A 15,972-nucleotide genomic window follows, 5' to 3' on the forward strand; every position below is an offset into this window, starting at 1 on the left:
GGCCGCAACGTGCGGGCCAAGGCGGGGTTGAACCGCGCGATCCTCGCCTCCGGGTGGGGGCTGTTCGCCACCCGGCTCGGGCACAAGACCCTCGGGAGAGTGGAGAAGATCGATCCCGCGTTCAGCAGCCGGCGCTGTTCGGTCTGCGGGCACACCGCCGCGGAGAGTCGCCAGAGCCAAGCGCTCCTCGCCTGCGTGGCCTGCGGGCACACGAGCAACGCCGACCCGAACGCGGCCCGGGACATCGCGGCCGGACGGGCCGCGCGGGGAGCGGCGGGGTGGCCCGCCGCGGTGAACCGCGAACCTCAGCACTGCGTACCCTCCCGGTTGCGTAGAAGCTGGAATCCCCCACCGTCAGGCAGGGGAGGACGTCAAGCCTTCTCCAGATAGCTGTCGAACATTTCGATGGTCAACGCGAACGGCTCGGCGTCGGGACCCCAGAGCTCGTGGGAGTCGAACCGCACCGAGTACACGTGCTGCGAGTTCTCGCCCTTGAAGTGGGCGTGGGTGTCGGGCAGCAATGCGGCCGGTTGGATGATCTCGACGGTTCCGACATGCCCGCGGATGTAGCGCGGCAGCCGCGTGTGTCCCGGCGACGGCGTGCTGCGCGCCCGCACCCGGCCACCGACCGCGAACCGCGGCGCCTCCTCCACGGTGCGCAGCGATCCCGCGGCGGTCGGGGCGTAGTCGGGCTTGTTCGGCTCGGGGATCGGCGGCTCGGGAACGTCCTCGCCGCGCAGCCGCTCGGCGCGGGCGTCGATCGCGCCCGGCGCGAGGATCGCGCTGTCGGTGAGCATCAGCTCGGCGGCGTTGAGCCAGCGCCCGTAGTAGCCGTCGTCGAGGTAGGCCGGGCGATCGAGGCGTTCGAGCGCGTGCCGGAACGCGTCGAGGTTCTGCCCGGAGACCCGGCCCATGGTGAGCAGGGTCAGCGCGAAGGCGCGCCCCTCCCAGGGCTCGGCGAACACCGGCTCGTCGTGAGCCGGTGGTGCGACCTCCCCCCAGCCGTCGGTGCCGCCCATGTCGGCGATTCCGTCCATTACTCCACCCCTCCCGTGAGACGAGGTACGTCGCTCGGCAACGCCGGCCGGCCCATCGCGCGGCCTCCAGGGCGCTTCACGTCACATAGTAGATGGATGAACACTATCGGAGAAGTAAAGGGGATATGGGCATGACTCTGGAACGGTGAAGATCCGCGTTGCCCTCGACACCTTCGCCGGCCGCACCGTCTACCGCTGTCACATCTTCGATCACGAGAACCGCGGGATGATGGGTGTCATCGAGGTCCGCTGATCGACCGCCGCCGACGGTGGATCCGAATCATCGAGGTCGTCCGCGCCGTTACGCGGGCTGGCCCGGCCGCGCCGGGCCAGCGGCAAGGCGTGGGGTATCGGGGGCCGGTCGGCCCTCGCACCGCGGGACCTTCGTCGTGCAGGTGGAGCCCGACGGCTGGTGCCGCCACAGCTCTCACCGGAGCACCGTGGGGGGAGCCATCCGACAGAGGGGCAGTCGTGGTGAACCGCAAGCCATCTGCCGTTCGGCTTCTCGCCGGTGCGGCGTTGATCGTCGAGGCCGTGGCCTTCGACGCCTGGGCCCCGCCGCTGACCCTGAGGACGTTGGTCGATCCACAAGGGAGTGATCGAAGTGATGTGGTGGTACGGACCTGGCATGAGCGGTTGGGGTTATGCGCTCATGACCGTCAGCATGGTGCTGTTCTGGGCGCTGATCATCTTCGGCGTGGTTGCGCTGGTGCGCTACCTCGCCCGTGGCGATCGATCGGTGACCCCACGGCTGACGGCCGAGCAGGTGCTGGCGGAGCGATTCGCCCGCGGTGAGATCAACGAGCAGGAGTACCGGGACCGCTTGGCCACGCTGCAGGTCGAGCAGTCTCGAACGCCGGTCCAGCGGCGGTAAGTCCGGACCGATCAGGGGTCGCGGGCGGCGTGCGGGGTCTCACGCGGGTTCGTGTGCGACCCCCGAGCAGTCGTAGGACGAGCGGGGCGTGAGCTCGGCGAGCTCGCTGATGTGGTGCTGGTAGCGGCGTCAGGCCCGCACGACGTCGAGCTTCTCCGGGACTGGCCCGCAGCTCGCGGCCGGCGACCCACCAGGCATCGGGTAGTCGCCGAGGTGCGAGATGTGGGTGCACACCAGGTGGGTGGGCGTCACGCCGTCGCGGGCGCCTGAGCCTTCACCTCGAGGTCCACGCTGCTGGTCGGAAGGTCCGGCGAGCCGCCGCACTCCCGCCGCAGCACCGGCATGATCTCCTCGGCGAAGTACTGCATCTGCGCCTCGATCTCCTGGCCGGAGAAGCCGCCGAGCTCGAACCAGGCGTTGAACATGAAATCGTCGTAGCCGCACCGTTCCTTGATCTCCATGATCGAGTCGATGACGTACTGCTTGGAACCGTGAATGGCGACCTTCTTCTGCCGCAGCAGGTCCGCGGTGACCTTCATGTTCAGGTCGTAGAACGGTTCGTCCGCCTCGGCAAGCACCGCCGCGAAGCCGAACGGACCGTAGTAGTCCCACTGCAGCTCCATGGCGGCCGCCGCCCGGTCGAGGTCGCCGAGGCCTTTCTCCGTCACGTGGATGTAGCGGCAGGTCACCACGCCGCGGTGCTTCCCGGCGTCCCAGCCGTGCTTGAACTGCCCCCGGTTCTGCCGGTCGGGCCAGCCGGCCTGTTCGGCGGCCTCGTAGTAGAGGTCGATGTTCTTGCGCAGACGCGAGTTCGGCTCGACGATGAAGTAGCCGTTGATCCCGCGCTCCGCGGCCCATTTGACCGAGCGGGGGCTCGTCAATGGCTCCCAGATCTGCGGGTAGGGCTTCTGCAGTGGCTGCGGGTAGACCGAGAACTCCAGCAGCTTGGTGGTCGTGGCCTGCACCGGGTTGCCGGCCGAGTACATGTCCGCCGCACCGACCTTGACCACCTGTTCCAGGCTGCGGCCGACGTCGGGCTGGCTGAAGTAGGCCAGCGTCTGCTTGTGGTTCCACTTCGTGTACGACGGCGGCAGCGACATGAACTCGCCGTGGTGGGAGAACGAGTCCTGGGTCCAAGCCTCGATGATGGTCTCGTAGGCCTCCTCGTAGTAGGCCCGGTTGCGCTCCTGGTCCTGGATGGTCGAGCCGTAGGCCCAGCCGAACGTCTCGTTCTCCCGGGGCTGGTAGCCACGGCCGATGCCGAACTCCAGCCGCCCGCCACTGATCACGTCCAGCATCGCGGCCTGCTCGGCGATCCGGATCGGATGCCACCAGGTGATGATGTTGGCCGCCTGGGCGAGCCGGATCCGTTCGGTCCGCGACGCGATCGCCGCCTCGCTGAGCAGCGGGTTCGGGGACAGTTCGGCGCCTTCGGGCTGGAAGTGGTGCTCGGTCTGGAACCAGTAGTCGAAGCCGAGCCGATCGGCGAGGATCCCCTGGCGGATCTGGTTGGCGATGATCCGTTGTCCGGCCTGGTGGGTGGCCGGAAGGTCGCCGTCGTTGACGACCACCTGGTCGCCGTTGTAGCTCACCCGCTTCGCCGGGAGATCCGACGCGCCGTTGTGGAAAACTCCGATCTCGATCATCTGTGGCCCTCCGTACCGATATGGCGACAGCCGCACACGAACCGTCCCGGCCGTCGCCGTGACGCCTCCTATGATGCCGCTCACACGACGGCTCGGCGCGTCCGAGACGCGGGGCGCGTCGTCTGCTACTCGTCTTGCAGCAGGGCCCTGCGCGACACGACCGACGGCCGTCGCGGGTCGCCGGCCGGGAGGAGCTCGACGAGCCGGTCGTATACCTCCAGGTCCCCCGTGCCCAGCGGGTGACCGGCGAAGATGTGCAGCAGATCGGCGTTGCCGGAATCGAGCACCGCCCGGCGGAGGCCGGTGACGAGCTCGTCGCGCAGCTGCCGGATCTCGGGGGCGTCCGAGCGGGGGAGCAGGAAGCCCCCGCACGCCCGCAGGGCGACCTCGACTCGGCCGGCCGCCACGGCGCGGCGCACCGCACAGAAGTCGCTGTCGACGGTGGCCGCGAGCCGGTAGGGCCGGGTCTGCAGCACCTCGGCGCCGATCAGCCCCCGCAGCCGGTGGATCTCGCCGCGAACCGTGGTCTGGTTTCCGTCGTCGCCATACAGCAGCAACGCCAGCTGCTCCGCGGTGAGCCCCTCGCGGTGCATGGCGAGCGCGGTGAGGATCTCCGCCGGCCGCAGTGTGAGTGGAATCGACCGGCCGTTGAGCAGCAGGGTCGGGGAGCCGTCGCCCATGAACCGCAGCGACAGCGCCGGGATCGGGCGGGCGGTACTCCCCGAGGACGTCGACCGCGGCGCGCGCAGCAGATACCCCTCGGCGAGGGGTTCGACCATCATCTCGCGGCCGTTGGGCAGCACGATCCGGTCGGTGCCGTCGTCGAGGTCGATCCGCTCGGGCCACCAGCCGTAGGGCTCACCCGCCAGGACCCGGCCGGTGGGGGTCACCAGGGCGCCCGGATCGCCGCGGAGGCTGGTCAGATGCGGCATGTTACGCATCCGCAGCCGCTCGTCCGCGATCGCTAACTGGACCCGCAGCTGGTTCTCGGCGAGCTGCGCCGTGGCCGACACCAGCTGTACAAGGGCCGGGTGCACGGTGTGCAGCGGGCCGCTGATGTCGATCGCGCCGAGGATGGCCCCGGTGTCCGGGTCGTGCACGGGGGCTGCGACGCAGGTCCAGGTGTGGTATGTCCGCACGAGGTGCTCGGCGGAGTGGATCTGTACCGGCGCGTCGACGGCGATGGTCGTGCCCATGGCGTTGGTGCCGATCGCGTCCTCGCTCCATTGCGTGCCGGGGAACAGGCCGACCCGGTCGCCCTTGGCGAGCAGACTGGCGGCGCCCTCGCGCCACAGGATGTGGCCCTCGGCGTCGGTCACCAACATCACGTGCATCGCCTCGTCGGCGATGCTCACGAGAGTGCTGCGCAGCAGCGGCATGACCGTGCCCAGCGGATGCGTGGCACGGATATCGTGCAGCTCATCGGGGGTGAAGACGACCGGCGGGGTCCGCTTCTCCGGATCGACATGCGCGGCGAGACTGCGCCGCCAGGACTCCGAGATGATCGGACGGGGTGCGGCCGGCGGAACCTCGTCGCCGGCGAGCACCGCGTCGAACACCTTCGACAGCGCCCGGGCGCGGGCGACGGGATCGGTCGCGGCGGGATCCGGCTGTGCAACACAGTCGCGTGACATCACCACTCCCGAGCGTCGTCGCTGGGCAACCCGGCCCGCCTGACCGGCATCATCACCTACCCCGACCTGCCCGGCAAGCACGGGGTCGACCTCCCCCACCGGACAGTGCAACGAACGGGCAACGTGGCGTTGCCTACGGTCGCTCTCGCCCGCGAACCATCCAAAGGGGGAGGTCGACATGACCGTTGACGCCGTGCTGGACCAGCCCCGCGCCAGAGACATCGGACCAGAGGCCGTCCGACGCACCGCGCGCGTGATGCTGATCGACGGTGAGGGGATCGTCCGGTACGGAATGCGCAAGCTGTTGGCGGCCGAACCCGACCTCAGCGTCGTCGGAGAGGCCGCCACCGCCCGCGACGCGCTGCTCATCGCCGACCGGTGCCGCCCCGATGTGGTGGTCCTCGATGTGGACCTCGGCCGTGGCGACAGCGCCGGCCTCGACGTCGCCAAGATGCTCCTCGACCGGCACCGGGGGCTGCGCGTGCTCGTGCTGACCGGCTGCCGGGACCGGGCGGTCATGCTGCGCACCGTCCGCCTCGGGGTGCACGGCTACCTGCGCAAGGGCGCCGAAACCGGCGAGATCGTGCGCGCCGTGCGGGCGCTGCTGCGCGGGGAGAGCGTCTTCGACTCGCGGACGAACACGACGGTGATCGATGTGCTGCGCGGCGAGGACCACGGCGAGCGCCGTCGCGGCCAGCTGCTCACCGCACGCGAGAACCAGGTCCTCAAGCTGCTCGCCGTCGGGATGAGCAACCGGGAGATCGCCGGTCGCCTGCGCATTTCCGAGGCGACGGTGAAGTTCCACGTGCGCAACCTGCGAGACAAGCTGGAGGTCCGGCGGCGCACCGAGATCGTCTACACGGCCACCCGCCAGGGCATGGTCTGATCAGACCGGCAACCGGACTCGACCCTCGGGCACGCTTCGCCGCCACCTCCTGCTCCGCGGAGCCCGCGCCGACCCCGACCGCGCCGACGGCTCCGTGCTGGATCAGCCGATCAGGACGGCCGTGCGTGCACACGATAGGGGGATGACGTTTATGATGGTAGACGTTCGTCGAGACCCCGGAGGCAGCCCGATGACCATGCCGGACTCCCGCGGCGAGCCCGCCCGGGCCGTCGCCGGATGGGAACCGATCGTCCGTGCGATCGGCCCGAAGGTGCGCGAGGTGCGCCAGCAGCTCGCGCTCTCGCTGCAGCAGCTCGCCGCGCGCTCGGACGTCTCCGCGGCCGCGATCCACAAGGTCGAGCGGGGCGACATGGTCCCGACGATCACAACGCTGCTCAAGCTCTCGGCGGCACTCGGCCGCCCGATCGGCTTCTTCGTCGACGACGGGCCGGAGAAGCCGGTCGCGGTGCATGTGCGGGCGGCCGAGCGACCCGGGCCGCCGCCCGGCTGGGCCCCCGAGGCGGAGGGGGTGACCGCGGCCGGGCTGGCGCTGTCCGACGAGCGGCTGCGCGGCGCCGCCGTGCAGGCGGATATCGATCCGGGCGGGTCGAGCGGTGACACCCGGCCGCTGCGCCCCGGCGAGGAGCTGTTGCTGGTGGTGGCGGGCGCGCTGATCGTCGAGGTGGCGGGGGAGCGCTACCGGGTGCAGGCCGGAGACACCCTGCACTATCCGACCGATCGGCCGCACAGCTGGCACAACCCGGGCGTGGAACCGGCTCGCGCGATCTGGTGGATGCTGCGTGCCTGACTCGGCGGTCGATGCGGCGGTGTCGCTGACGGAGCTCGTCGACTCCGTGCTGAGCAACCCGGCGCTGCGCGCCAAGGCCGAGATCGCGCTGGTCGGCGACGTGCTCGGGCCCACCGACTGGGTCGGCGGCCCTGGTGACGACGGCGCGGTGGTGGCCGGGAGCGTCGTCGCGTGCGGGGAGGCGTTGTTCCCACCGTTCGTGCGCGCCGACCCGCGCGGCGCGGGGTTCGCCGCGGTGCTCACCAACGTCAACGATCTGGCGGCGATGGGGGCCGAGCCGCTGGGGATCGTCGACACCGTGGTCGCCTCCGAGCCCGTGGCCCGGGAGGTTCTCGGGGGCATGCGGACGGCCGCGGAACTGTTCGATGTCCCGATCATCGGTGGCCATCTGACCATCCACGACGGCGAGCCCGCGGTCTCCGCGTTCGGCGTCGGGTCGGCGCCCGCCCCGCTGTCGGTGACCGGCACCCGGCCCGGTCAGTCGCTCGTCGTCACCGCCGCGCTGGACGGCGCGATGCGTCCCGACTTCCCGTACTTCCCGGCGTTCGCCTCCCGCGGCCGGCGGTGTGCCGGTGACGTGCGGCTGCTGCCGGCGCTGGCCCGCGACGGGCTCGTGGTGGCGGCCAAGGACATCAGCATGGCCGGTCTGGTCGGGTCGCTGGCGATGCTGCTGGAACCGGGCGGCCTCGGCGTCACCCTCGACGTGGACGCGGTGCCCGCGCCCGCCGGGGTGCCGTTGACCCGATGGCTGAACTGCTTCCCCAGCTACGGGTTTCTGCTGTGCGTCCCGCCGGGGCGCGAGCCCGGCTGCCTGGCCGCGTTCGCCGCCCGCGACCTCGCCGCCGCCGTCGTGGGGACGCTGGACGACACCGGCGAGCTGGCTCTGCGTTCGGGCCCGCAGCGCGCCACGGTCCTGTGGCTCGACGAGTTCCGGGTGACCGGGCTGCCGCGCTGAGCGGAGCTTGCGGAGCGAACATCGACGCTGAGCGGAGCTTGCGGAGCGAACATCGACGCTGAGCGGAGCTTGCGGAGCGAACATCGACGCTGAGCCCGCCCGCCGGGCCGGTCACCGATGAGTTCCCAGGCTCCGCGACGTCCACCCGGGCATGGGGTCGATCATCGTCGTGACCGGCCCGGACCCAGAACTGTGCGGACGGGTGCGGGCGCTGGTGGCCGCGGACGGCGTCGTGGTCCTCGACGTGCGGGGGCTCACCGAGCCGGATCCCGCGACCGTCGATGCGCTGCTGCGGCTGGCGCTCGCGGCCCGGCGGCTCGACGGGCGGATCCGGCTGCGGAACGTCTCGGTGCGGCTGCGCGACCTGCTGACCGGTACCGGGCTCGGCGCCGTCCTCGACCTCGAGGTCCAGGACCGCCCTAGCCGAAGAAGACCTCGGCCTCGGCGTACAGGGCCGGGTCGACGACCTTGATCTGCTGCGTGGCCTCTGACAGCGGCACCGTCACGATGTCCGCGCCGCGCAGCGCGATCATCTGGCCCCACTTGCCCTCGGCGATCGCGTCGATCGCGTGCAGCCCGAACCGGGTGGCGAGCCACCGGTCCCGCGCGGACGGCGTGCCGCCGCGCTGCACATGCCCGAGGACGGTGGTGCGGGCCTCCTGGCCGGTGCGTTCCTCGATCTGGTGGGCCAGCCAGTCGCCGATCCCGCCGAGCCGCACATGCCCGAACGCGTCCTTCGCCGAGGAGTGCAGCACCGCCTCGCCCTCCTTGGGGATCGCGCCCTCGGCGACGACGATGATCGGCGCGTACTCGAGCTGGAACCGCGACTCGACCCATTTGCAGACCTGGTCGATATCGAAGCGCACCTCGGGGATGAGGATCGCGCTGGCGCCGCCCGCCATCCCGGCGTGCAGGGCGATCCACCCCGCGTGCCGGCCCATGACCTCGACGATCAGCGCGCGGTGGTGCGACTCCGCGGTCGTGTGCAGCCGGTCGATGGCATCGACCGCGATGTTGACCGCGGTGTCGAAGCCGAAGGTGTAGTCGGTACCGGCCAGGTCGTTGTCGATCGTCTTCGGCACCCCGACGATATTGACCCCGGCCTCGTGCAGCTTCGTCGCCACGCCGAGGGTGTCCTCGCCGCCGATCGCGATCAGCGCGTCGACACCGAGGTTCTGCAGGGTGCGGCGGATCCGCTGCACGCCGTCCTCGATCGCGAACGGATTGGTCCGCGACGAGCCGAGGATCGTCCCGCCGCGCGGCAGGATGCCGCGCACCGCGGGGATGTCCAGCGGCTTCGTCAACGCCTCGAGCGGGCCGCGCCAGCCGTCGCGGAACCCGAGGAAGGAGAACCCGTACTCGGGCACCCCCTTGCGGACGATCGCCCGGATGACCGCATTGAGGCCGGGGCAGTCGCCACCCCCGGTGAGCACGCCCACGCGCATCCTGATGACCTCCATCGATACAGAAGCTCGTGCACCCCCACGCTAGCCGCTCGCTCCGACCGTCCGGCCGATGGCCTCTGCCATCGCCGTCCGGGCCGGCCGGTCAGGCCGTACGACCTACCACGTGGTCGACCAGGCCGTAGCTCGCGCCTGTTCCGCGGTGAACCAGTGGTCGCGGTCGGAGTCGGCGGTGACCGTCTCCACGCTCTGCCCGCTGTGTCGCGCGGTGATCTCGGCGATCTCGCGTTTCGTCTCGCCGTAGACCCGGCCCGGATCGCGATATCGGTCACCGTGCCGCCGAGCCCGGCCGACGGCTGGTGCATCAGGATCCGGTTGGCCACCTCGTCGCCGACCTCGCTGCCGAGGAACACGATCCGCTCGGCGAGCAACCGGTCCAGGACCGGGTCGAGGAGGCTCGTGGCCGGCGCGGGCGTACGCAGCAGCGGGCCGCGCACGGGCGGGGCCGGCGGACGCGGATGGGGCGCTGTTCGCCGAGGGCGTGGGCGTTCGCCGAGGGCGGACGGGTTTGGCCAGGGACCGCCCCGGGTACCGCGGTGATCGTGACGGACGACCGCAGGGCCCCGGACTCCGCCCACGCCCGCCCGGAGGGCGCGTCCGACGAGCTCGTCGCCGCCGTGGGCCGGTTCTCCGAGGCATTGGAGACCGTGGAGCGGGCGCGGGGCGCGCTGTACGAGTTCCACCAGCTCATCGGCGGTGCCCACGGCATGCTGCGCGACGTCGTGGACGAGCTGCGGTCGGCCGGGCACGGCGAATGGGCCGAGCGGATCCGCACCGAGCTGCTCGGGCGCAACGTGTTACCGGGCCGGTGGACCTTCCAGATCGTCGAGGAGTTCGACGACGGGTACTACCGGCTCTTCCGGGATCTGGAGCGCGGCGTCCGCGACGACACGATGGCCGGGCGCCGGCATGTGTACGAGGCGGAGTGGAAACAGTCCCTGCGCGGGCCGCGGATGGCCGGGTACGACGCCGCGCCGTGACCGCTCAGCGGCAGAGGTCCGCGTCCGGGACCGCGGCCGGGGCGGTGCGGCCGAACGAGATGTGCACGTGGTCGAAGTGGTTCTCGGTGTCGTTGCCGCGGTTCTCCATCCGTTGCCAGCCGTCGCCGTAGTTGATCCGCTGCTTCCAGATCACGTAGGTGATGCCCAGCGCCTCGCGATTGCGCAGCGCGCACTGCGCGATCCGGTCACCCCGCTCCCCGCGCACCATCAGGTCGATGGCCAGGCCCCGCGGATGGTCGGAGACGCGGCCTCGCCCGGCGACACCGATGAGGTCGGGCTGATCGTAGAGACACGAGAGGAACTGGGCGGCCCTGGCCACCCACGGCTTCACCCGGCCGAGGCCGGAGAGTTCGATGGCGCAGCGGGCGCGCGCCTCCCGGGCGGCGCGTTCCTCCTCGGCGCGCCGGGCGAGGTCGGCCAGGCCGGCCGCCTTGAGCAGGCCCGCCGCATCGGCGGTCTCCGGGGTGGGCGTGGCGTCCGCGGCGCGGGAGATCACGGAAACGACGCGAAGGCCACCGTCGGTGGCGGACCGGGCCGCGACCGGCGTTCCGGCGGGACCGCCGTCGGCGGTCAGGCGCAGCACGGCGGCGTCCGCTGCCGGATCGGGGGGCCCGGTCAGCGTCACGAGCGGAGCGACGAGCGCCAGGCAGCCGCCCGTGAGGGCGGCCGACATCGCGGCGTTGGCCGCCGGGGAGTTGTTCAGCGCGGCGTGCCGCGCCGCGACCGAGACCCCGACGGGCGCCGGGGCAAGGCCGCGTCGCGCGCGCCGGCCGCCGGGGGAGCGGTGCCGGGACACGACCTGCCTTCCGGGTCATCGGGCCCGGGCGGACATCCGGTGGGGGCCGGACGGATCGGGGAATCCGTGTCCGTCGGGGAGCCGGGCTTCGTGATCCGGGAGGACTGTAGCCGACCCTCCCTCCCCCCGCGAGTCGCGGTATTTCCGAGCGCGAGTCGCGGGATCCACGCGAGCGAGTCGGGGTCAGCCGGCCGCCGCAGGGCCTCCCGACCAGGCCGTCCGCAGCAAGGTGTGCATCGCGGAGTGGTCCACCGGGCCCGGGTTACCGGGCGGGGCGGCGTCTGCGACCAGCCGGGCGGCCTCGTCGGCCTGGTCCGCGCGCAGGCCGAGCTCCCGCAGTCCACGTGGGACACCCAGCCGCGCGGCCAGCGCCCGCAGCCCGGCGACCGGGTCGTCAGCCCCGAGCGCGCGGCCGATCCGGTGTACCACGCCGGGTGCATACGGGGCGTTGAAGGCGAGCACGTGCGGGAGGACGACGGCGTGCGTCGCGGCGTGCGGCAGGTCGAACGCGCCGCCAAGCACATGACAGATCTTGTGGTGCAGCCCGGCCCCGGCCGTGGCGAGCGCCGTCCCCGCCAGATAGGCGCCGTAGAGCAGGTCGGAGCGGGCGCGCGGATCGGCGGGATCGGCGGCCACGGTCGGCAACCCGGCACCGAGCGCCCGGATCCCCTCCTCGGCGAACAGCACGCCGACCGGGTTGCGCCGCGGCGCCCACAACGCGTCGACGCAGTGCGCCAGCGCGTTGAACCCGCTGGTCACCGACAGCTCGACCGGGAGGCCAAGGGTCAGCTCCGGGTCGTAGACGACCGTGCGCGGCAGCACGACGGGATCGGTGCCGGTGGTCTTCCGCCCCTCCTCGGTGAGGCCCCACAGCGGGGTCACCTCGGAACCGGCGTAGGTGGTCGGCACCGCGACCACCGGAAGCCCGGTGGTGAGCGCGACGGCCTTCGCGGTGCCGGTCGCCGAGCCGCCACCGATGCTGAGCACCCCGTCGGCGGCGGACTCGGCGGCGCGGGCCCGGGCCCGCGCCGCCGAGTCAACCGGTACGTGCTGGCGGACCTCGGTGAACCGGCCCGCGACGCGGCGGGCGAACGGCGCAGTGAGGGCGTCGGCCAGCGGCGCGTCGCGTTCGCTGCAGATCACGAGCAGCCGGGCGCTGCCCAGCCGTTCGACCTCGGCGGCGAGCCGGGTCCGCGCGGCGCCGGCGCCGAACACGATCCGGCCGGGCAGCGCCTCGTACTCGAAGTTCTCGAAGTCGCGCACCCGACCAGCGTGGCGAGCGCCCGGCCGCGCGTCGACTCAGGAACGGACGCCGCTGAGCTCCTTCGTGTTCGGGTCGTTCACATACGCCGTGTCACCGCGGACGAAGATCGCCGGACGGGGCTGCTGCCACTTCAGCGGCTCCTGCCACGCGCCGGTGACCGGAATGCTCCGCACCACCTTGGCCTGCGCGCCGGCCGCTGCCTGCTGCTCGACGACGGACGCCTGCGCGCGCAGGGTGAGCCCGGGCTGGTCCTGACGCCCGACACGCTCGAAGAGGTCTGGGGCCTCCCCGGCTCGGCTGACCGCGATCACGGCTCGGCGCGGCCGCCCTCGACGAGCCCGAGCAGCAGCCCCGCCAACTCGTCCGGGCATGTGATGTAGGGCAGATGCGCGCAGTCGAGCCGACGGAACCCCCACCCCGGCGTCACCATTGCGATCTCGGCATGGCGGTCGAAACCCGGATGCGGGAATCGGACGCAGCGGATGTAGGTCCGGGGCACCTGCGCGGCCGCCGGGTTTCCGCCCCGGACCGTGCCGGTGAAATGCCCGAACGGTGTGGAGCGCAGCCGAGGCAGTACCCACGCCAGGTCGGCCGGATCGGTCACGTGCCAGGCCCGCGAGGCGATCTCCTCCCACGGTGCCGCGCTGAACCGAGGCAGCAGCCACCCGTCGCCCTCGCGCTCGACCAGCGCTTCCAGCCCGGTCCGCCGGTCATCCGGGAGGAGGTCGAGCAGGCACTGGCCGTCGTCGGGCACGAAGGCGTCCAGGTAGACGAGGCGGGCGAGCCGCTCGGGCGCCCGGTTGGCGACGCCCGTGATCACCATTCCGGCCGAGCTGTTGCCCACCAGGACGACCTGGTCGAGATCCTCGTAGGCCAGCGTGCTCACGATGTCCTCGACGTGGGTCCACAGATCGACCTCGGGGTGGACGAGGTGGGCACGTTCGCCGAGACCGGTGAGGGTCGGCGCGTACGCGCGGTGCCCCGCCGCCGAAAGCAGGGGGATGAGCTTGCGCCAGCTCCATCCCCCCAGCCAGGCGGGATGCACGAGCACGAACGTCGCCATCCGTCCAGCGTTCCGTTGCCGGGATCGGGTTCAGCCGAAGCTAGCGCACGCCGTCGCGACCGGGAAGGTCCGGCGGCTCGGCAAGCGCGGCCGGCTCGTCGGCGTCGAGCGCCATGCTCTCGACCGAGACGCGCGGCAGGATCCGGTCGAGCCGGCGCGGATCCACCAGTTGGCGACCCCGAGCCGGTGCATGAGCGCGGGGACGACCAGCATCGGGATCACGAAGGCGTCGAGCAGGACGGCGGCGGCCATCCCGAGCCCCAGCAGCTTGATCGTCCGGGCGTCGCCGGAGACGAACCCGCCGATGCGGCTGACCAGGAACACCTGGTAGTCCATCGACAGGCCGAACAGCCATGCACGACCACGTCCTGGTCGGCCGCGGTGGAGCTGCTCTCCGGGGCGGGCGCTTCGCGGGCAGACCCGGACGCCCGGATCCGCGCGACCTGCGCGGTGGCGATGGTGCCTGCCGGCCTGGACGCATGGCTGCGCGAGCACCCGGACGTCGAGGGGGTCGACGAGGACGGGCGGCGGCTGATCGTCGACTGCGTGCTCGCCGTGCTGGACGGCGCGACCGGCGCGTGACGAACGGGGCCGGTGTCAGATCGTCGTGATCCCGAACGACTTGAGCTTGCGGTACAGCGACGATCGGGCGATCCCGAGCGCCGCGGCGGCCTGGACGCGGTTGCCGCCCGCGGCGTGCAGGGCCTGCACGATCGCGTCGCGCTCGACCGCCTCGATCCCCGACAGCCTGCGCCGCGCGGTGTGGTGGCAGTAGCCGGGCAGATCCTCGGGCTTGATCTCGCCGACCGGCCGCTTCAGCAGGGCCGAGCGGAGGGCCTCTTCGAGCTGCGCGATATTGCGCGGCCAGGTGTACCCGGAGATCACTCGCATGGCGGCGGGGCTGACGCCGACGCTGCGGCCGTCCGCGACCCCGATCAGCACCCTGGCGACGATTTCGGGCAGATCCTCGGAGCGGTGGCGCAGCGGCGGGACCGTGACCGCGCGCTGGAAGTGGGTCAGCAGATCGCGGAACGGGAGATCGGAGTCGAGGTTCGCGTCCGACAGCGTCGCGGCCACATAGGCGGGCTGGTCGGTGTCGGCCAGCGTGAGCAGGAACGAGTTCAGCCGCTCGACTCCGTCAGTGGACAGCTCGTCGATGTTCCGGAAGACGAGCAGCGTCGGCAGGCTCATGTTCTGCACGGCGGTCTCGGCGCCGCCGTAGCTGTCCAGCGAGATGTCCGACGCGTCGATCACCAGCGTGCGCCCGCCCGGGTTGACCTGGTGATACACCTCGGTGACCAGGGAGAACTTGCCGCAGCCCGTTTCGCCCATGACCAGCAGCGCCTCGTGCGCGCCGAGCGCGGCCGTGATGCCCTGGCAGGCGCGCACCCACAGCGGGGAGCGGCTCTCCCCGTCGAGCGCGATCGGCCCGCGGGTGCTCGCGGTCCGCGCCGATGCCCGCCGTTCGGCGTCCGCAATGTCCGCGAGCCCCGGCATCGCGGCCGAGACGTCGCCGTCGGCGACGAGCCCGACCTGCACGACGACACCCGCGGTCTCGCCGCCGACGATGACCCTGGTGCCGCGCAGCCGCACCTGCCGGCCGGGCGCCAGCTCGATCAGGTCGAGCGGCTCGCCGCGGTGGGTCAGCAGGTAGCGGGCGTGCTCCTGGATGGTCAGCTGCTCGGCGGGGGTGAACAGGCTCTGCGTGCGGGCGTTGCTCATCACGGCGGTACCGCCGACGGCGACGACCGCGCTGCGGGACCGCGCGTCGAGCCGGACGAACATCTCGAACAGTGCCTGGGTGCGCTGGCTGCGGTCGAGCAGCAGGTTGCGCTCGATGTCATGAGCCGCCGAGCGCACCAGCGAGTGCATCAGCGCGCTCCAGTGCTCGGTGAGACAGCTGATGTCCAGGACGCCCTCGATCCGCCCGGTGAGCGGGTTCCGGATGGGTGCCCCGGTGCAGGCGAAGGGCTGCAACCGGTCGTGGAAATGCTCCGGGCCGACGATGTGGACCGGTTGGCCCGAGCCGAACACCGTGCCGACGCCGTTGGTCCCGACGCCGCCCTCCGCGTAGCCGAAGCCGGGGGCGAACGAGACGCGGTCGAGCAGACTCCCGATCGTCGGGTCGCTGTCCGAACGGCTGAGGATCCGGGCCCGGCCGTCGGTCAGCGCGATGCTCAGCGGGATGTCGGCGGTCTCCTGGCTGATCCGGTCGATGACCGGCTGCGAGCAGCGCACCAGCCGCGAGGAGACGTCGAGGTCGTCGTGGAAGGGCGCCTCATGGCTCCCGGCGTCGACCCCGGCAGAGGCTGACCGTCGCCAGGACGCGGAGACGATCTCGGACACGTCCTCACTGCAGCGGCCGTCGGCCAGGAAGTTGGCGCGCGCTGCCGCGATGCGCAGGCGCCGGTTGGCGGTGTCCGCCATTCCAGGTCCCTTCTCGTGAATCCCCAGATGATTGCTGGTCACCTCGCCGAAGGGGAAGCGCTGAACCTGTCCGATCGTGAGACACCTCACCGCTGTGAGACACGGCCCACAGTTGTCG

General features: G+C 71.8%; 20 protein-coding genes and 1 pseudogene. 9 read left to right on the forward strand and 12 right to left on the reverse strand.

Annotation, left to right across the window (positions count from 1 at the left end; translation table 11 throughout):
- Nucleotides 1-390, forward strand: a 390-nt coding sequence (locus G567_RS33485; protein WP_154667169.1) for a zinc ribbon domain-containing protein, incomplete at its 5' end; no start/stop codon positions are given.
- Here G567_RS33485 and nthB read toward each other — a convergent pair.
- On the reverse strand, nt 372-1,037 hold the full coding sequence (gene nthB / locus G567_RS0120950) for a nitrile hydratase subunit beta (protein WP_028931523.1): 666 nt from the start codon (nt 1,035-1,037) through the stop codon (nt 372-374). The genes G567_RS33485 and nthB overlap by 19 nt on opposite strands.
- 145 nt (nt 1,038-1,182) lie before the next feature.
- Between nthB and G567_RS33490 the strand changes: the two genes are divergently transcribed.
- Together G567_RS33490 and G567_RS30295 are read left to right on the forward strand one after the other, a co-directional pair.
- Complete coding sequence (locus G567_RS33490) at nt 1,183-1,290, forward strand: multicopper oxidase domain-containing protein (RefSeq protein ID WP_084796317.1); 108 nt, start codon at nt 1,183-1,185, stop codon at nt 1,288-1,290.
- 375 nt (nt 1,291-1,665) lie between these two features.
- Nucleotides 1,666-1,911: an SHOCT domain-containing protein gene (locus G567_RS30295; protein WP_245585735.1), complete on the forward strand. Its 246-nt coding sequence runs from the start codon at nt 1,666-1,668 to the stop codon at nt 1,909-1,911.
- A 129-nt stretch (nt 1,912-2,040) separates the two neighbouring features.
- On the opposite strand, the gene G567_RS36730 is transcribed toward G567_RS30295, so the two are convergent.
- The 3 genes from G567_RS36730 to G567_RS0120975 all read right to left on the reverse strand — a co-directional run bounded on the left by G567_RS36730 (nt 2,041) and on the right by G567_RS0120975 (nt 5,191).
- Nucleotides 2,041-2,163 (reverse strand): hypothetical protein, encoded by a 123-nt coding sequence (locus tag G567_RS36730; protein WP_261763886.1) that lies wholly within the window; start codon nt 2,161-2,163, stop codon nt 2,041-2,043.
- Complete coding sequence (locus G567_RS32350) at nt 2,160-3,557, reverse strand: LLM class flavin-dependent oxidoreductase (protein ID WP_051233365.1); 1,398 nt, start codon at nt 3,555-3,557, stop codon at nt 2,160-2,162. The genes G567_RS36730 and G567_RS32350 overlap by 4 nt, the downstream gene beginning before the upstream one ends.
- A gap of 125 nt (nt 3,558-3,682) precedes the next feature.
- Nucleotides 3,683-5,191 (reverse strand): helix-turn-helix domain-containing protein, encoded by a 1,509-nt coding sequence (locus G567_RS0120975; RefSeq protein ID WP_037057809.1) that lies wholly within the window; start codon nt 5,189-5,191, stop codon nt 3,683-3,685.
- A 178-nt stretch (nt 5,192-5,369) separates the two neighbouring features.
- Here G567_RS0120975 and G567_RS0120980 point away from each other — a divergent pair, with 178 nt between their 5' ends.
- From G567_RS0120980 to G567_RS0120995, 4 genes are all read left to right on the forward strand, one after another.
- On the forward strand, nt 5,370-6,077 hold the full coding sequence (locus G567_RS0120980; protein WP_051233366.1) for a LuxR C-terminal-related transcriptional regulator: 708 nt from the start codon (nt 5,370-5,372) through the stop codon (nt 6,075-6,077).
- Nucleotides 6,078-6,267: 190 nt separating this feature from the next.
- The gene (locus tag G567_RS0120985; protein WP_028931526.1) at nt 6,268-6,885 is read left to right on the forward strand and encodes a cupin domain-containing protein; all 618 of its coding nucleotides are present in this window, start codon (nt 6,268-6,270) and stop codon (nt 6,883-6,885) included.
- Nucleotides 6,878-7,840, forward strand: coding sequence for an AIR synthase related protein (locus G567_RS30305; RefSeq protein WP_051233367.1), 963 nt, complete (start codon nt 6,878-6,880; stop codon nt 7,838-7,840). The genes G567_RS0120985 and G567_RS30305 overlap by 8 nt, the downstream gene beginning before the upstream one ends.
- A gap of 151 nt (nt 7,841-7,991) precedes the next feature.
- Nucleotides 7,992-8,312, forward strand: a complete 321-nt coding sequence (locus G567_RS0120995) for an STAS domain-containing protein (protein WP_028931527.1) — start codon at nt 7,992-7,994, stop codon at nt 8,310-8,312.
- Here G567_RS0120995 and G567_RS0121000 read toward each other — a convergent pair.
- Both G567_RS0121000 and G567_RS33495 read right to left on the reverse strand, forming a co-directional pair.
- Complete coding sequence (locus G567_RS0121000) at nt 8,260-9,285, reverse strand: 6-phosphofructokinase (RefSeq protein WP_028931528.1); 1,026 nt, start codon at nt 9,283-9,285, stop codon at nt 8,260-8,262. The genes G567_RS0120995 and G567_RS0121000 overlap by 53 nt on opposite strands.
- 103 nt (nt 9,286-9,388) lie before the next feature.
- Nucleotides 9,389-9,683, reverse strand: a pseudogene (locus tag G567_RS33495) (ClpP family protease).
- Between G567_RS33495 and G567_RS36340 the strand changes: the two are divergent.
- The gene (locus G567_RS36340; RefSeq protein ID WP_245585745.1) at nt 9,603-10,283 is read left to right on the forward strand and encodes a hypothetical protein; all 681 of its coding nucleotides are present in this window, start codon (nt 9,603-9,605) and stop codon (nt 10,281-10,283) included. The pseudogene G567_RS33495 and the gene G567_RS36340 overlap by 81 nt on opposite strands.
- Nucleotides 10,284-10,287: 4 nt before the next feature.
- On the opposite strand, the gene G567_RS32355 is transcribed toward G567_RS36340, so the two are convergent.
- From G567_RS32355 to G567_RS0121035, 5 genes are all read right to left on the reverse strand, one after another.
- Nucleotides 10,288-11,100 carry a VldE C-terminal domain-containing protein gene (locus G567_RS32355; protein WP_051233368.1) on the reverse strand — a complete coding sequence of 271 codons (813 nt, stop codon included), beginning with the start codon at nt 11,098-11,100 and terminating at the stop codon, nt 10,288-10,290.
- 183 nt (nt 11,101-11,283) lie between these two features.
- The gene (locus tag G567_RS0121020; RefSeq protein WP_028931530.1) at nt 11,284-12,363 is read right to left on the reverse strand and encodes a maleylacetate reductase; all 1,080 of its coding nucleotides are present in this window, start codon (nt 12,361-12,363) and stop codon (nt 11,284-11,286) included.
- 36 nt (nt 12,364-12,399) lie between these two features.
- Nucleotides 12,400-12,675, reverse strand: coding sequence for a hypothetical protein (locus tag G567_RS35220; RefSeq protein ID WP_028931531.1), 276 nt, complete (start codon nt 12,673-12,675; stop codon nt 12,400-12,402).
- Nucleotides 12,672-13,427 (reverse strand): alpha/beta fold hydrolase, encoded by a 756-nt coding sequence (locus G567_RS0121030; protein WP_028931532.1) that lies wholly within the window; start codon nt 13,425-13,427, stop codon nt 12,672-12,674. The genes G567_RS35220 and G567_RS0121030 overlap by 4 nt, the downstream gene beginning before the upstream one ends.
- Before the next feature lie 30 nt (nt 13,428-13,457).
- The gene (locus G567_RS0121035; protein ID WP_028931533.1) at nt 13,458-13,763 is read right to left on the reverse strand and encodes a hypothetical protein; all 306 of its coding nucleotides are present in this window, start codon (nt 13,761-13,763) and stop codon (nt 13,458-13,460) included.
- Between the two features lie 45 nt (nt 13,764-13,808).
- Here G567_RS0121035 and G567_RS35225 point away from each other — a divergent pair, with 45 nt between their 5' ends.
- Nucleotides 13,809-14,009 (forward strand): hypothetical protein, encoded by a 201-nt coding sequence (locus G567_RS35225; RefSeq protein ID WP_028931534.1) that lies wholly within the window; start codon nt 13,809-13,811, stop codon nt 14,007-14,009.
- 15 nt (nt 14,010-14,024) lie between these two features.
- Here G567_RS35225 and G567_RS0121045 read toward each other — a convergent pair whose 3' ends face one another.
- Complete coding sequence (locus G567_RS0121045) at nt 14,025-15,896, reverse strand: sigma-54-dependent Fis family transcriptional regulator (protein WP_245585736.1); 1,872 nt, start codon at nt 15,894-15,896, stop codon at nt 14,025-14,027.
- Nucleotides 15,897-15,972: the final 76 nt, after the last annotated feature.

The organism is Pseudonocardia asaccharolytica DSM 44247 = NBRC 16224 (genome assembly GCF_000423625.1).
Taxonomy (GTDB): domain Bacteria; phylum Actinomycetota; class Actinomycetes; order Mycobacteriales; family Pseudonocardiaceae; genus Pseudonocardia; species Pseudonocardia asaccharolytica.

Excerpts from the sequence above, each read along its gene's own strand:
- G567_RS0121035 (WP_028931533.1), bottom strand. The coding sequence starts at position 13,763 with ATGGACTACCAGGTGTTCCTGGTCAGCCGCATCGGCGGGTTCGTCTCC.
- G567_RS0121000 (WP_028931528.1), bottom strand. The coding sequence starts at position 9,285 with ATGCGCGTGGGCGTGCTCACCGGGGGTGGCGACTGCCCCGGCCTCAAT.
- G567_RS30295 (WP_245585735.1), top strand. The coding sequence starts at position 1,666 with ATGAGCGGTTGGGGTTATGCGCTCATGACCGTCAGCATGGTGCTGTTC.
- G567_RS0120980 (WP_051233366.1), top strand. The coding sequence starts at position 5,370 with ATGACCGTTGACGCCGTGCTGGACCAGCCCCGCGCCAGAGACATCGGA.
- G567_RS0120985 (WP_028931526.1), top strand. The coding sequence starts at position 6,268 with ATGACCATGCCGGACTCCCGCGGCGAGCCCGCCCGGGCCGTCGCCGGA.
- G567_RS32350 (WP_051233365.1), bottom strand. The coding sequence starts at position 3,557 with ATGATCGAGATCGGAGTTTTCCACAACGGCGCGTCGGATCTCCCGGCG.
- nthB (WP_028931523.1), bottom strand. The coding sequence starts at position 1,037 with ATGGACGGAATCGCCGACATGGGCGGCACCGACGGCTGGGGGGAGGTC.
- G567_RS0120995 (WP_028931527.1), top strand. The coding sequence starts at position 7,992 with ATGGGGTCGATCATCGTCGTGACCGGCCCGGACCCAGAACTGTGCGGA.
- G567_RS0120975 (WP_037057809.1), bottom strand. The coding sequence starts at position 5,191 with ATGTCACGCGACTGTGTTGCACAGCCGGATCCCGCCGCGACCGATCCC.
- G567_RS0121030 (WP_028931532.1), bottom strand. The coding sequence starts at position 13,427 with ATGGCGACGTTCGTGCTCGTGCATCCCGCCTGGCTGGGGGGATGGAGC.